The following is a 14,488-nucleotide window of genomic DNA, read 5'->3' as shown; positions in this document are numbered from 1 at the left end:
CCCTGATCCCGCGTGCCCCGAAGGCAGGACACGCGGGGTCAGGGGAGGTAGGTGGTGCCGCCCGCGGCGGCGGACAGGCGGCGCACGTACTCGTTGTGCTCGACCATGGCGCGCAGGGCGGAAGGTGAGTCGGCGGTGCGCAGCAGCGCCAGCAGGAACACGGTCGGGCTGTCCGGCAAGCGGAGGCCGGGCGTGCGGAAACGGGCCCGTGGCAAGGGGTAGACGAGCACCACGCCGGTCTCGCCGACGGTGAGCCCGGCCAACGACTCCGCCAGCACGGCCTCGGCCGCGGAGTCCGGCAGCAGCACGTTCAGCCACGGGTGCGGCCACCCCCACGGGCCGAGGTCCCGCAGCACGGCGACGTCGTCGGCCATCCGGTTGGCGAAACGCCGGTACGTGACGGTGTCGACCTCGGCCGCCGCACGCCGGTCCCGCAGCCCGTCCAACGGCTCCGGCGGCGGCATCGGCGGTGTGAAGTACGCCGTGGCGTCGATCCGGAACGTCCACCGGGCGCCGTCCGGCTTGGCCCGCCCTTCCAGGTGGTCGAACCGGCGTTCGGCCATCAGCAGCCGCTGGTCGTGCAGGAAGTCGGCCACCCGGTCGTACCGGAGCCGGAAGCACCGGGCGTGGGTGTGCGCCGGCACCAGCCGCAACGTCGCCCGCAGGACCACGCCACGCCGACCGCGGCCCGCGCGCACGGCGTCGAACACGTCCGGGTGACGGGTCGGCGAGCACGTCACCCGCTCGCCGTCGGGCGTGACGACGTCCAGGTCGAGCACGTTGTCCGTCTGCGCCCCGAAGTGGTGGCCGGCCCCGCCGAGACCGCCGACGGACAACGTGCCGCCGACGGACAGGTCGAGGTAGTCGGTCAGCACGGGCGGCGTCACGCCGAGTGGCAACGTGGCCGCGAGCACGTCACTCCACCGCGCACCGGCGTCCACGACGGCGTGCTCGGGCGTCACCCGGTGCACGGTCCGGAAGCCGGTCAGGTCCAGCACGATCCCGCCCGGCGCCTGCGCCTGTCCGCCGGTCGAGTGGCCTTCGGCCCGAGGCACGACGGTGAGGCCGTGCGCCCGGGCCAGTCGCACCACGGCCGTGACGTCGTCGGCGGACGTCGTGCGCAGCACACCGACCGGCCGCTGCCGCACGACGTGCCCGAAGTCGTCCGCGGCCCAGTCGAGCGCCGCGTCGTCGGTCAGCAGCACGCCGTCGGGGAAGTCGACCACGCCCCGAAGCGTGCCACCGACACCGACATCCCACACGCGGCGCCCGACAACCCGGGCCTAACGCGCGAGCAGGTCGCGCAACGCCTTGACGACCTCACCGGGCGCCTCTTCGGCCATGAAGTGACCGCACGTGACGGTCCGGTGCTCCAAGTCCGCCGCCCACTCCCGCCACCGGCCGGCGGCGTCGAACCCGAGCGCCGAGCCCCAGTCCTGCTGCAGCACGGTCACCGGCATGCGCAGCCGGTTGCCCGCCTCCCGGTCGGCCAGGTCGTGCTCGACGTCCACGGTGGCGGACGCCCGGTAGTCGGCGACGATCGACGGGACCGCCTCCCGGGACGCCTTCAGGTACGCGGCGCGGACGTCGGCCGGGATCGCGGCCGGGTCGTTGGCCCAGACGTCCAGGAAGTGGCCGAAGAACGCGTCCGCCGACGCGCCGATCATGGCCTCGGGCAGACCGGGCGGCTGGGCCATCAGGTACAGGTGGAAGCCGATGGCCGCGGTGGCGCCGTGCATGACGTCCCACATGTCGAGGGTCGGCAGCACGTCCAGCGAGGCCAGGTGCGTGACCGCGTCGGGGTGGTCGAGCCCGGCGCGGATGGCGACCAGCGCGCCCCGGTCGTGGCCCGCCAGCGCGAACCGCTCGTGCCCGAGCGCGCGGGCCAGGGCGACGACGTCGGCGGCCATCGTGCGCTTCGAGTACGCCCGACCGTCGTCGGCCGGCTTGTCGCTGTCGCCGTACCCGCGCAGGTCGGGGCAGATGACCGTGTGGTCGGCGGCCAGGTCGGCGGCGACGTGCCGCCACATCAGGTGGGTCTGCGGGAAGCCGTGCAGCAGCACGACGGGGCTGCCCGAGCCTGCCACGGCGACGTTGAGCGCCACGCCGTCGGCGACGGTGACGCGCTGCCTGCTGAACATCGTGTGAAGCTCCGTTCCGGGGGTGTGGTGCGGTTGCCCGACCCACTCTGGGCGGCCCCGATCAGCGCTCGATCAGCAACCGGTCAGCACCGCGAGGCAGCCGCCGACCAGGTCGGATACGTTGTCGGCGATGGTGCGTTTCCGGGTGCTGGGCCCGCTGGAGGCCGTGGGCGAACGCGGGCCGCTCGACCTCAAGGGGCCGCGGCACCGCGCCGTGCTGGCACGCCTGCTGGTCGCCAGGGGCCGGGTGGTGCCGGTCACGCGGCTGATCGACGACCTCTGGGGCGACGACGCGCCGGACGGTGCGCTCGGCGCCGTGCAGACGTTCGTCGGCGCGCTGCGCAAGGCCCTCGAACCGGACCGCCCGCCCCGGACGCCGGCCCGGCTGCTGGTGACCGTGCCGCCGGGGTACGCGCTGCGGGCGGACGAGGTCGACGCCCGGCGGTTCGAGGAGGCGGTCGGCGAGGCGGCCCGGTTGCTGGCCGACGGCCGGCCCGGGAACGCGAAGGCGCTGCTCGACGACGTGCTCGAACTCTGGCGCGGCCCCGCCTACGCGGAGTTCGCCGACCGGCCGTGGGCGCTGGGCGAGGCCGCGAGGCTCGACGAGGTGCGGCTGCTGGCCGTCGAACGGCGGGCGGAGGCGGCGCTGGCGCTGGGCCTGGCCGCGGAGTCGGTGCCGGACCTGCGGGCGCACGTCGCCGCGCACCCGTTGCGGGAGGACGGCCGACGGCTGCTCGCCCTCGCGCTCTACCGGACCGGGCGCCAGGGCGAGGCGCTGGCCACGCTGCGCCAGTCCCGCGAGGTGCTGCGGGTGGAACTCGGCGTGGACCCCGGCCACGCCCTCCGGCAGCTCGAGACCGACATCCTCACCCAGTCGCCGGCCCTCGCGCCCGAACCGCCGCCCGCCCGCTCCAGCCCGTTCATCGGCCGCGTGGCCGAGCTGGCCGAGCTGGAGCGGGCCGCCCGCGCGGGCCGGCGGCTGGCGTTGATCTCGGGCACGGCCGGGGCGGGCAAGACGGCGTTGGCCGAGGAGCTGACCGCACGGCTCGCCGCCGCCGGCTGGGCGACCGCGTGGGGCGCGTCCACCGAGGACGCGCCCGCCGCCTGGCCGTGGACGCGGATGGCGGAAACGCTTGCGCTGGACGCGGACCCGCCCGCCGGCCGGTTCGAGCGGCACCGCGCGGTCGCCGCGTCCCTGGCCGGGCTCGGGCAGCGGGTCTTGCTGGTGTTCGACGACCTGCACTGGGCCGACGAGGACACCCTCGCCCTGGTGACGTCGCTGGCCGCCGACCCCGACGCCGGACGCGTGCTGATCGTCGCCACCTACCGCTCCACCGACATCTCCGCCGCCCTGACCGAGGCCCTCGGCCGGGCCGCCCGCACCGAGCCGACCCGCGTCTACCTGGGCGGCCTGACCGAGCCCCAGGTGCGCGAACTGGTCGAGGCCACCACCGACCGCGAGCCGACCGACGCCGACGTCCGCGCGATCCACACCCGCAGCGCGGGCAACCCGTTCTTCGTCCGCGAGCTGACCCGCCTCTGGGAGACCGATCCGGCCCTGCGCACCGTCCCCGCCGGCGTCCGCGACGTCCTGCGCCACCGCCTCGCCCAGCTCACCGGGACCGCGCGGACCCATTTGCGCCAGGCGTCGGTCCTCGGCCAGGAGGTCGACCTGGACGTGCTGATCCCGCTCGCCGGTGACGAGGAGGCGGTGCTGGACTCCGTCGAGTCGGCGCTGCTCGCGGGGTTCCTGGTCGAACCGGACGCCGACCGCCTGCGGTTCGCCCACGCGCTCGTGCACGAAACGCTGTACGACGACATCGCGCACGCCCGCCGGGCCCGGTGGCACGCCGCGGCGGCCGACGTGATCGAGCAGGCGCACCCCGACGACGTCGAAGCCATCGCGCAGCACCTCCTGCGCGCCGGCAACCGGGCCACCGCCGAACGCACCGCGCGCTACACCCGGGCCGCGGCCGAACGCGCCGAACGCCGGTCCGCGCCGCACCAAGCGGCCACGTGGTGGCGCGAGACGCTGGCGCGGACCGGACAGGACCGCCTCGGAGCCGTGATGGGCCTGGTGCGGGCACTGGCCGTGACCGGCGACCTGGAGCAGGCCCGCCGGCACCGGGCGGAGGCCGTCGCCGAGGTGGAAGGCGACCCGGTGCTGACCGCCCGCACGATCGGCTCGTTCGACGTGCCCGCGCTCTGGACCACCAACGACGACGAAGCCCTGTCCGCCCGCCTCACCGAGGCCGCCGAACGCGCGCTGGCCGCCCTGCCACCGGGTCACGAGGCCGAACGCGCCCGCCTCCTGATCACCATCGCCGTGGAACGACGCGCCGACGCCGAACGACGCGGCCGGGACGCCGCGCTCGAAGCCGAGGCGATCGCCCGCGACCTGGCCGACCCGTCGTTGCTGGCCCTGGCGCTCAACGGCCGGTTCCTGCAGACGTTCCACCGGGCGGGCCTCGCCCCCGACCGGGCCCGGATCGGCGCCGAGCTGCTCGACCTCTCCGCCCGCCACGGCCTGGTCACGTTCGAGGTGCTCGCCCACCTGATCCTCGTGCAGTCCCACGCCGCGCTCGCCGACCTGGCCGCCGCCGACCGGCACGCCGCCGCGGCCGACGCGCTCGCCGAACGGCACGACCTGCCGCTGGTCGGCGTCTTCACCACCTGGTACGCCGCGCTGCGCCTGGCCGTGACCGGGCGGCGCGACGAGGCCAGGGCCGCCTACCGCGCCGCCGCGTCCCGCCTCTCCGGCGCCGGGATGCCGGGTCTGGAACGCGGCATCCTGCCGCTCGCGCTGCTCGGCCTCGGCGACGTGCCGGACGACGACTGGGGCCCGTACGAGCCGTGGGCACGCCCGGTCGCCCTGCTCGCCCGGGGCAGGCGGGCCGAAGCCCTCGCGGCCGTCGTCCCCGATTCGCCGCACGACCTGCTGTTCGAGGCCCGGACGTGCCTGCACGCCGTGATCGCGGTCGAAGCGGGGGACCGGCCGACCATCGAGCGCCTCTACGACCGGCTCCTCCCGGCGGCCGGTGAACTCGCCGGCGCGGGCAGCGGCCTGGTCTCGTTCGGCCCGACCGCGGACCACCTCGCCACCCTCGCCGCCGCGCTCGGCCGGCACGAGCGGGCCGCCGAACACCGCCGCCAGGCGCGGGAGATCGCCGAGGAACTGAAGAAGTCCACAATGGACTGACGGTGACGTCACCTAGTGGCTGCCTCAGGGTGCCGCTGGGTGATCATCCTGATCCGGCACGCGGACGAGCCGCCCTAAGTTCGCCTGGTGACTGGACAACGATTGCTCGTGCCGGCCCTGCTCGCCGGCGTGGCGCTGGCCACCGCCGTGCCCGCGGCGGCTTCACCGTCGCCGGTGCGGTTCGAACTCCCCGCACCCACCGGCCCTTACGCGGTCGGGACCACCGAACTGCACCTCGTCGACCACGCCCGCCCGGACCCGTGGCTGCCGGACACCACCAGGGAACTGATGGTCACCGTCCGGTATCCGGCCACGCCCGCCGCGCCGAGCGCCGACGACGCGGCGCCGTTCATGCCGCCCGCCGTCGCCGAAGCGGTCGCCGCGAGCGACGCCAGGGCCCTGCGCATCGACCCGGCCGAACTGGACTACGGCTTCGCCACCCACTCGGTCCCCGACGTGCCCGCCGTCCCCGGTCGACGGCCCGTCGTGCTGTACTCGCCGGGCCGCGGCAACCCGCGCGCCCTGGGCACCGGCCTCATGGAGCAGTTGGCCGGCAAGGGATACGTGGTCGTCGCCATCGACCACACCCACGAACCGCTCGCCGTCCAGTTCCCCGACGGCCAGGTCGCGCCGCGCGCCGTGCCACCGCTGACGATCGACGTCAACAAGAAGTTGATGGCCACCCGCGCGCGCGACACGAGCTTCGTGCTCGACCAGCTGGAAGTCCTCGCCGCCGGCGGCAACCCGGACGCCGGCCGACGCCGCCTGCCGCCGAACCTCGCCCGGTCGCTCGACCTGTCCCGGGTCGGCATGCTCGGCCACTCGGCGGGCGGGTTCACCACGGGCGAGACCATGGTGTCCGACCGCCGGATCGACGCGGGCGCGAACCTCGACGGCAGCATGGCCTACGACCAGACCGCGGGGGACTTCGGCCGGGTCGCCGACGAAGGCCTGGACCGGCCGTTCCTGCTGATGAGCGCGGGCGACCACAGCGCGGCCTCCGACCTGTCGTGGCAGGCATTCCTGGCCAACCACCGCGGCTGGGTGCGGCAGCTGCACCTGCCGGCCGGCGAGCACTCGTCGTTCACCGACCACCAGTCGCTGGTGCCGCCGCTGGCTGCCCACCTGGGCCTCGACCCGGCGGTGACGGCGCCGATCGTCGGCACGGTCGACCCCGCCCGCAGCACCGCCGCCCAACGCGCCTACCTGACCGCGTTCTTCAACCAGCACCTGCGCCACCGGCCGCAACGCCTGCTCGACGGACCGTCCGACCGGCACCCGGACGTGCGGTTCCTCGGCTGAGCCGTCAACCCTGCCCGCTGGGCGTGACCAGCCCGGTCTCGTAGGCCACGACGACGGCCTGCACGCGGTCGCGCAGGCCCAGCTTGGCCAGGATGCGCGCCACGTGCGTCTTCACCGTCGCCTCGGACAGGTGCAGGTTCCCGGCCAGCTCGGCGTTGCTCAGCCCGCGCGCCAGCAGGCGCAGCACCTCCAGCTCACGCGGGGTCAACGCGGCCAGGTCGCGGTGCAACGACGCGGTGTCCGCACCCCGGTTCGCGAACCGCTCCACCAGGCGGCGGGTGATGGCGGGCGCCAGCAACGCGTCGCCGGAGCGCACCATCCGCACCGAGGCGACCAGGTGCTCCGGCGTCACGTCCTTGAGCAGGAACCCGCTCGCACCGGCCGACAACGCGGCGTAGACGTAGTGGTCGAGGTCGAACGTGGTCAGGATGATCACCCGCGGCTCGGGCTCCGCGCCGGTCAGGATCCGGCGGGTGGCCTCCAGGCCGTCCAGCTCCGGCATCCGGATGTCCATCAGCACCACGTCCGGCACGGTCCGCCGCACCGCCTCCACGGCCTCCAGGCCGTTGGTGGCCTCACCGACCACGTCGATGCCGTCGGCGGTGAGGATCATCCGGAAACCGGTGCGCACCAGCACCTGGTCGTCGGCGACCACCACCCGCAGCGGGGCGCTCACGGCGCCTCCACCGGGATCGACGCGGTCACGTGGTAGCCGCCGCCGGGCCGCGGGCCGGCGTCCAACGTGCCGCCGTAGACGGCCAACCGCTCCCGCAGGCCGATCAACCCGTGCCCGTTGCCCGCCGCCGCACCCGGACCGGGCTCGCCGCCGGTGTCGACCACCTCCACCCGGAGGTGGTCGACGCCGTAGTCCACGGTCACCTCGGCCGACCCGCCGGAGGCGTGCTTGACCGCGTTCGTCAACGCCTCCTGCACCACCCGGTAGGCGGCCAGCTCCACCCCCGACGGCAGCGGGCGCGGCTGCCCGGTCACCCTCGTCCCGACCGGCACCCCGGTGTCCCGGAGCCGGTCGACCAGGGCCGCCAGCTGGTCGAGCCCCGGCTGCGGCGCGAGGTCGGCCGGGTCCGCGCCGTCCACCGTCAACAGCCCCATCACGTGCCGCAACTCCGTCATCGCCGCCCGTCCGCCCGCCTCGACCGCGAGCAACGCCTCCTGCGCCTGCCCGGGGGAGGAGCCCATCACCTTGCGCGCCGCGCCCGCCTGGATCGTCATCACGCTGACGTGGTGCGTCACCACGTCGTGCAGCTCGCGGGCGATGCGGGCCCGTTCGTGCTCGACCGCCCGGTGCAACGCCTCGGCCTGCTCGCGTTCCAGCGCCGAGACCTGCGCCCGGCCCTCGTCCGTGCGGACCTTCCACGTGCGCAGGCCGTTCGCCGCCACGATCAGCGGCACCAGGATCAGCAGCGGCACGTACTCGTTCGGCACCACCGGCAGCTCGGAGTCCCGGAACACCGCCACCACCAGCACCGTCACCAGCAGGCTCGCCAACGCAGGCGGCCGGTGCGGGCTGTACGCGGCGGCCGAGTAGGCGGCGATGACGCAGGCGTAGAACGTGAGCCGCGGCGTGTCCGACGGCGCCGCCAACGTCGCGTACAGCACCACCCACAGCACGGCCAGCGGATAACGGCGACGCAGCGCCAACGCCACCGCCGCCGCCACCGCGATGACCACCGCGCCGAACAACGTGTCGGGTTGCGGCGGCGGTACGGGCAACGGTTGCGGCAGACCACCGATCAGGACGGGCGCGGGCACGTCCTGCGAGTCGACCGCGAACCGCACCGAGGCGATCCCGACCACCAGCGCCACCACCGCGTCGAACACGTAGTTGCGCACCGCGGGCCGCGGCAGCGGACCCGTCGGCAGCACCACCAGGGCGGCCCAGGCCCGCAGTCGGTCCACCACCGCCGCGTTCGTCACCCGGCCATTCTCACCGACCGCCGGCCACCGGACATCCACCCGGGCGACCACCCCGCCTCCACCGCTCGACTACATCGCAGGGATGACACCGCGCCGCCCTCATCCCGGCGGGGTACCGGAAATGCCCCGGCCGACCGACGCGCCCGGCTCCGCGCCGCTCCTAGCGTCCACCGCGCCACATCGAGGACGAACCAGGGAGCCGACCATGACCACGCCGGTGATCGAACTGCGCGACGTGAGCCGCAGGTACGACGACGGGCCACCGGCGTTGGACGACGTGACGCTGACCGTGCGGGCCGGGGAGGCCGTCGCGGTCCTCGGCCCGTCCGGCAGCGGCAAGTCCACGCTGCTCAACCTGATCGCGGGCCTCGACCGGCCCGACACCGGCATCGTCACCGTGGCCGGCGAGCGGGTCGACGGCCTGGGCGAGGCCGCGTCCGCGCGCTACCGGCGGGCCCGGATCGGCATGGTGTTCCAGTTCTTCAACCTGCTCGACGACCTGACCGTGGCCGACAACGTCGTCCTGCCCGCACAACTGGCGGGCATGGCGCGCGGCGAAGCGGCCAAGCGCGCGGCCGAGCTGCTCGACCAGCTCGGCGTCGCCCGGCACGCCAACGCCTACCCCGGACGCCTGTCCGGCGGCGAACGCCAGCGGGTCGCGGTCGCGCGGGCGTTGATGAACCGGCCCGCGCTGCTGCTCGCCGACGAACCGACCGGCGCGCTCGACACCGCCTCCGGCGAGGACGTCAGCGCGCTGCTCACCGAGCTGAACGCCGACGGCCAGACCCTCGTGGTGGTCACCCACGACCTGGCGCTGGCGCGGTCGTGCACGCGCCGCACGATCCAGCTCGTCGACGGCCGCATCGCCGGCGACGTCGCCGTGGAGCCGACCCGATGAGCGGGCTGGGACGGGTCGTGCGCTCGGGCGTGGCACGGCGCCGCGTGCAGACCGCGGTGATCGGGCTCGCCACCACGATGGCCGTCACCTCGTCCGTGCTCGGCGGGTCGCTGCTGGTGGCGTCCACCGCGCCGTTCGACGACGCGTTCGCCGCGCAGCGCGGCGCGCACCTGTCGGCGCAGTTCGACGCGGGCAAGGTGACACCGGAGCAGCTGTCGGCGCCCGTCACGGGCGTCACCGCGTCGGCCGGGCCGTTCCCGACCACCTCGGTCACGCCGAGCGATGAGGGACCCGGCGACCCCGCGCCGCTGACCGTGGTGGGCCGGGCCGAACCCGGCGACGGACCGGTGGACGCGGTGACGTTGACCGACGGGGAGTGGGCCGACGCGCCGGGCGAGGTCGTGGTGTCCGCCGACAGCCCGCACGCGCACTCGCCGACCGGCTCCGGCGTCGGCCGCCGGATACCCCTCGCCGACGGCTCGACGTTGACCGTGGTCGGCGTGGCCCGCTCGGTCAGCCGCACCGCCGACGGCTGGGTGCCACCGTCCTGGATCACCTCGCCCGGTGGCTACCAGGTGCTGTACCGCTTCGCGTCCGCCGCCACCGCCGAGCAGGTCGACGCGGGCCGTGCGGCGGTGACGGCGGCGTTGCCCGAGGGCGCGATGACCGGCTCGCAGTCGTGGCTGGTGCTCAAGCGGGCGGCCGACCGCAGCATCGCGGTGTTCGTGCCGTTCCTGGTCGCGTTCGGCGTGCTGGGGCTGGTCATGTCGTTGCTCGTGGTCGGCAACGTGGTCGCGGGCGCGGTCGGCGCGGGGACGCGGCGGATCGGCATCCTCAAAGCGCTCGGCTTCACCCCGGCGCAGGTCGTGTGGGCGTACCTGGCGCAGGCCCTGATCCCGGCGGCGGTCGGCACCGCGATCGGTGTCGTGGCGGGCAACCTGCTCGCGATCCCCGTGCTGGCCGAGACCGAGGACGTCTACGGCGCAGTGCGGTTGACCGTGGCCCCGTGGGTGGACGTCGTGGTGGTCGTCGCCGCGTTGGCACTGGTGTCGGTGACGGCGTGGGCGAGCGCGTTGCGCGCCGGTCGGTTGCGCACGGTGGACGCGATCGCCGTCGGCCGCACCCCGCGCCCCGGCCGCGGCCGGTGGGCCGCCAGGCTGACCGCCCGACTGGCCGTGCCGCGACCCGTCGGCCTCGGCCTGGCCCGCCCGTTCGCGCGGCCCGCCCGGGCGCTGGCGATGGTGGCGGCCGTGCTGTTCGGCGCCACCGCGGTCACGTTCGCGGTCGGGTTGGCGTCCTCGCTCAACCAGCTCCAGATCGCCCGCAACCACAACTCGGCCGACGTGACGATCGGCGTGGACGGGCCGGGTGGTTCCGGTCCTGGCCCTGGTCCTGGTGTCCATCCGAGGAAGCCGGAGGCCGACCCGGCCGCGGTCTCGGACGCCATCAGCGCCCAGGCCGGGACGCGCGCGCACTACCGCACCAGCCGGACGCGGGTGACCGTCAGCGGCGTGGCCGGCGCGACCGAGCTCGTGTCGTTCACCGGTGACGCCACCTGGGACGGCTACCAGCTGGTGTCCGGCCGGTGGTTCACGGGGCCGGGCGAAGCCGTCGCGCCGACGCCGTTCCTCACCGCCACCGGCACCCGCGTCGGCGACACCGTGACGCTGAACGACGGCGAGAAGTCGGTCACCGTGCGGATCGTCGGCGACGTCTTCGAGATGGGCAACGACGGCATGGTGGTGCTGACCGACGCGGCCACGTTCACGTCCGGGTCGACGGACACCAGCCACTACATCGCGGTCCGGCCGGGCACCGACGTCACCTCCTACGTCGAAGGGCTGAACACGGCGCTGAAGCCGCTCGGCGCCACCGCGCGGCCCGGTCGGTCCAACCAGGCCAGCGACACCGTCATCCTGATCAACAGCCTGACCACGATCCTCACGCTGATGCTCGTCGCGGTGGCCGCCATGGGCGTGCTGAACGCCGTCGTGCTCGACACCCGGGAACGGATCCGGGACCTGGGCGTCCACAAGGCGCTCGGCATGACGCCCCGGCAGACCATCGCGATGGTGATCGCCTCCGTCGTGCTGATCGGGGTGGTCGGCGGTGTGGTCGGCGTGCCCGCCGGGGTCGCGCTGCACCGGGCCGTGCTGCCGGCGATGGGGGAGAGCGCCGGGATCGGCCTGCCCGCGTCGGTCTTCGCCGTGCACGACCCGCTGACGCTGCTCCTGCTGGCCATCGGCGGCTCGCTGATCGCGGTCGTGGGCGCCGTGCCGCCGGCCACGTGGGCGGCGAAGACGTCTACGGCAAGGGCTTTGCGGACCGAATAGGGCGGAGGACGGGGACCAGGGCGAGCGCCGGTAGCAGCAGCAGCGGCACGACCAGCAGCGCCCGGAGGACGCCGACCTGGTCCCCGAGCAGGCCGACGACCGGCGGCCCGGCCAGGAACGCGGTGTAGCCGATCACCGCGACCACGCTGACCCGTGCGGCCGCCCGGTCCTCCTCGTCGGCGGCGGCGCTCATGCCGACCGGGAAGCCGAGTGACGTGCCCAGGCCCCACAACGCCACCCCGGCCACCGCCACCGCCGGCGAGCCGCCCAGCACCGCCAGGGTCGTCCCCGTGATCGCCAGCAGCATCGTGCCCACCAGCACCGGCACCCGTCCCCACCGGTCGAGCGCCACCGTGCCGACCACCCGGCCGAACGTCATCGTGGTCACGAACACGCCGAACACGATCGCGCCCGCCGCCGGCCCGAACGCGTAGCCGTCCACGAACGCCACCGCTACCCAGTCGTTCGCGGTGCCCTCGGTGAAGGCCAGCACCAGCACCAGCAACCCGATCAGCAACGTGCGCGGTTCACGCCAGGCCGCCAGCACACCGCTCTTCTCGCCGATCGCGTCGCTCGTGCTGTGCCGGAACGACCGCGCGGCCGCGACCGTGCCGGCCAACGTGACGACCGCGACGCCCGTCAGGTGCGCCGTCACCGGCAGGCGCAGCGAGGCCGCCGCCGCGGCCAACCCGGCGGCCACCACCGTGCCCAGGCTCCAGACCGCGTGGAACCGCGGCATGACCGTGCGCCCGACCACCCGCTCCACCGCCGCCGCTTCGACGTTCATCGCCACGTTGCACGTGCCAGATCCGTACCCCAGGAGGAACAACCCGACCGCCGTCGCCGCCGCCGAGGGCCAGATGCCGATGGCCGCACCCGCCACCACCAGCCCGGCGGCGACTCCGACGGTCGACGCGCACACCGTTCGCCGGGCTCCGAGGCGGTGGGTCACTTCGCCGGCGGTGAGCATCGCCAGCGTCGCGCCGGCCGACATGGCCAGCAGGAGGAGCCCGAGCGCGCCCGCGCCGAGGCCCAACGCGTCGCGGGCGGCGGGGACGCGTGCGAACCAGGACGCCACCGCGACCCCGTTGAGCCCGAACGTCACCGCGACCCCTGCAGCGGCCCCTCCGACGCCACCCGACGTCACCTCGACTCTCGACATGCAACTTCCTTCCCCTACCGTCCCGATCCTCGCGCCCTGCCAACCCACCGCCCCGCCCCCAGTCCTGACCCAGCCATGACCCCGAACCCAGCCCTGACCCGGCTTCCGTGACCTCATACGTGGAAGCGCTTCCACCACAAGGGCGGGGCCTGGCAGACTTCCCCCGTGGCCAAGGCCGAGCAGGGACGGGAGCCGATCTCACCGGATGGGCGGGAGCCGACCTGGCCGAACGGGCAGGAGCCGATCTCGCCGAACGGGCGGAATTCGACCTCGCCGAACGGGCAGGAGCCGACCTTGTCGGACGTGGCCCGCCGAGCCGGCGTGTCGCCGGCGACCGCGTCCCGCGCCCTGAGCGTCCGCGGCCCGGCCTCAGCGTCCGCGCGCCACCGAGTCGCCACCGCCGCACGCGAACTGGGCTACACCCCCAACCCCGTTGCCCGCGCCCTGGCCACCCGCAGCGGCACCCGCGTCGCGATAGCCGTCGGCGGCCAAACCTCGCACGTGCTGAACGACCCCTACGTAGCCCGCGTAACCGCCGCCACCGCCGGCGCGGCCGCCGCACGCGGGGTCGGCGTATCCCTCCACTGGCTCCCACTGCACGATCCCGGCGAACTGGGCAGGTTGGCCGACGACCGCGACATCGGCGGCGTGATCGTCGTCAACCCCACCACCCCGGCGCTGGCCACGATCCCCAAGTCCGCCCGGGGCCGGATCGCGTCGATCGGCATCGGCACCCGCCACGTGCCGTCCTTCGACGTGGACAACTCCACCGGCACCACGAAGGTGATCGAACACCTGCTCACCACGGGCCGCCGCCGAATCGCCATGATCACCGGCCCCCGGTGGCTCCCGTGCACCGAACGCGCCCTCACCGCCTACCACCGCGCCCTCGCCGACGCCGGAGCCCCACCCCGCCTGGCCGCGGGCAACTTCACCGCAGCCACGGGCGAATCCGCCACCACCGAAATCCTGACCCGCTGGCCGGACACGGACGCGATCTTCGCCCTCGGCGACCTGTCCGCCCTCGGCGCGCTGACCGCCCTGCGCCGCAAGGGCGTCGACGTGCCGGGCGACATCGCCGTCGCCGGCTTCGACGACCTCCCCTACGCCGCCCTGAGCCACCCCGGCCTCACCACCACCACGCACCCGGTCGAAGCCATCACCACCGCCGCCGCCACCGCCGTCCTCAACCACCAACCCGCACCACCACAAACCTTCTACCCGACCACCCTGATCCTCCGCGCCAGCACCTGACCCGCTGAGCCGCTGACCGCTGCCGGCTGACGTCAGGCGGTCAGGCATCACGCGTCAGGCATCACGCGTCAGGCATCACGCGTCAGGCATCACGCGTCAGGCATCACGCGTCAGGCATCACGCGTCAGGCATCACGCGTCAGGCGTCACATGACAGGCGCGTCAGGCGTCAGGTGTCCGGCCAGCCAGCCAGCCGGCCGGCCCGCCGGCCGGGTGGCGGCTCGGGGGGTGTGGCGGCTTGGGGTGGCTGTCTGTGTTGGTGGCC

Annotated in this window: 10 protein-coding genes; 5 read left to right on the top strand and 5 right to left on the bottom strand. The window is 74.7% G+C overall.

Features of this window, described 5'->3' with window-relative positions:
* Nucleotides 1-38: 38 nt before the first annotated feature.
* Both ACZ7GX_RS11785 and ACZ7GX_RS11780 read right to left on the bottom strand, forming a co-directional pair.
* Entirely contained in the window at nucleotides 39-1,226 is a 1,188-nt protein-coding gene (locus ACZ7GX_RS11785; RefSeq protein WP_498775558.1) for an FAD-binding protein, read from the bottom strand.
* 57 nt (nucleotides 1,227-1,283) lie between these two features.
* Nucleotides 1,284-2,141, bottom strand: coding sequence for an alpha/beta fold hydrolase (locus ACZ7GX_RS11780; protein WP_498775556.1), 858 nt, complete (start codon nucleotides 2,139-2,141; stop codon nucleotides 1,284-1,286).
* A gap of 130 nt (nucleotides 2,142-2,271) precedes the next feature.
* On the opposite strand from ACZ7GX_RS11780, the gene ACZ7GX_RS11775 reads away from it, so the two are divergent.
* Both ACZ7GX_RS11775 and ACZ7GX_RS11770 read left to right on the top strand, forming a co-directional pair.
* Nucleotides 2,272-5,340: an ATP-binding protein gene (locus ACZ7GX_RS11775; protein ID WP_498775554.1), complete on the top strand. Its 3,069-nt coding sequence runs from the start codon at nucleotides 2,272-2,274 to the stop codon at nucleotides 5,338-5,340.
* Nucleotides 5,341-5,427: 87 nt separating this feature from the next.
* Nucleotides 5,428-6,642 (top strand): alpha/beta hydrolase family protein, encoded by a 1,215-nt coding sequence (locus ACZ7GX_RS11770; protein WP_498775552.1) that lies wholly within the window; start codon nucleotides 5,428-5,430, stop codon nucleotides 6,640-6,642.
* A 4-nt stretch (nucleotides 6,643-6,646) separates the two neighbouring features.
* Here ACZ7GX_RS11770 and ACZ7GX_RS11765 read toward each other — a convergent pair whose 3' ends face one another.
* Nucleotides 6,647-7,318, bottom strand: a complete 672-nt coding sequence (locus tag ACZ7GX_RS11765; RefSeq protein ID WP_498775550.1) for a response regulator — start codon at nucleotides 7,316-7,318, stop codon at nucleotides 6,647-6,649.
* Nucleotides 7,315-8,577: a sensor histidine kinase gene (locus ACZ7GX_RS11760; RefSeq protein WP_498775548.1), complete on the bottom strand. Its 1,263-nt coding sequence runs from the start codon at nucleotides 8,575-8,577 to the stop codon at nucleotides 7,315-7,317. The genes ACZ7GX_RS11765 and ACZ7GX_RS11760 overlap by 4 nt, the downstream gene beginning before the upstream one ends.
* A 205-nt stretch (nucleotides 8,578-8,782) precedes the next feature.
* Between ACZ7GX_RS11760 and ACZ7GX_RS11755 the strand changes: the two genes are divergently transcribed.
* Together ACZ7GX_RS11755 and ACZ7GX_RS11750 are read left to right on the top strand one after the other, a co-directional pair.
* Entirely contained in the window at nucleotides 8,783-9,475 is a 693-nt protein-coding gene (locus ACZ7GX_RS11755; protein WP_498775547.1) for an ABC transporter ATP-binding protein, read from the top strand.
* On the top strand, nucleotides 9,472-11,808 hold the full coding sequence (locus ACZ7GX_RS11750; RefSeq protein WP_498775545.1) for an ABC transporter permease: 2,337 nt from the start codon (nucleotides 9,472-9,474) through the stop codon (nucleotides 11,806-11,808). The genes ACZ7GX_RS11755 and ACZ7GX_RS11750 overlap by 4 nt, the downstream gene beginning before the upstream one ends.
* Here ACZ7GX_RS11750 and ACZ7GX_RS11745 read toward each other — a convergent pair.
* Nucleotides 11,780-12,970, bottom strand: a complete 1,191-nt coding sequence (locus ACZ7GX_RS11745; protein WP_498775543.1) for an MFS transporter — start codon at nucleotides 12,968-12,970, stop codon at nucleotides 11,780-11,782. The genes ACZ7GX_RS11750 and ACZ7GX_RS11745 overlap by 29 nt on opposite strands.
* Before the next feature lie 165 nt (nucleotides 12,971-13,135).
* Here ACZ7GX_RS11745 and ACZ7GX_RS11740 point away from each other — a divergent pair, with 165 nt between their 5' ends.
* On the top strand, nucleotides 13,136-14,224 hold the full coding sequence (locus ACZ7GX_RS11740; protein ID WP_498775541.1) for a LacI family DNA-binding transcriptional regulator: 1,089 nt from the start codon (nucleotides 13,136-13,138) through the stop codon (nucleotides 14,222-14,224).
* Nucleotides 14,225-14,488 lie beyond the last annotated feature (264 nt).

It is taken from the genome of Actinosynnema sp. NPDC037264 (genome assembly GCF_055603705.1).
This window is presented reverse-complemented; position numbering and strand designations above follow the sequence as displayed.

What these genes read in the sequence shown, in the direction of transcription:
- ACZ7GX_RS11780 (WP_498775556.1), bottom strand. Translation starts at nt 2,141, where the DNA reads ATGTTCAGCAGGCAGCGCGTCACCGTCGCCGACGGCGTGGCGCTCAAC.
- ACZ7GX_RS11775 (WP_498775554.1), top strand. Translation starts at nt 2,272, where the DNA reads ATGGTGCGTTTCCGGGTGCTGGGCCCGCTGGAGGCCGTGGGCGAACGC.
- ACZ7GX_RS11755 (WP_498775547.1), top strand. Translation starts at nt 8,783, where the DNA reads ATGACCACGCCGGTGATCGAACTGCGCGACGTGAGCCGCAGGTACGAC.
- ACZ7GX_RS11750 (WP_498775545.1), top strand. Translation starts at nt 9,472, where the DNA reads ATGAGCGGGCTGGGACGGGTCGTGCGCTCGGGCGTGGCACGGCGCCGC.
- ACZ7GX_RS11745 (WP_498775543.1), bottom strand. Translation starts at nt 12,970, where the DNA reads ATGTCGAGAGTCGAGGTGACGTCGGGTGGCGTCGGAGGGGCCGCTGCA.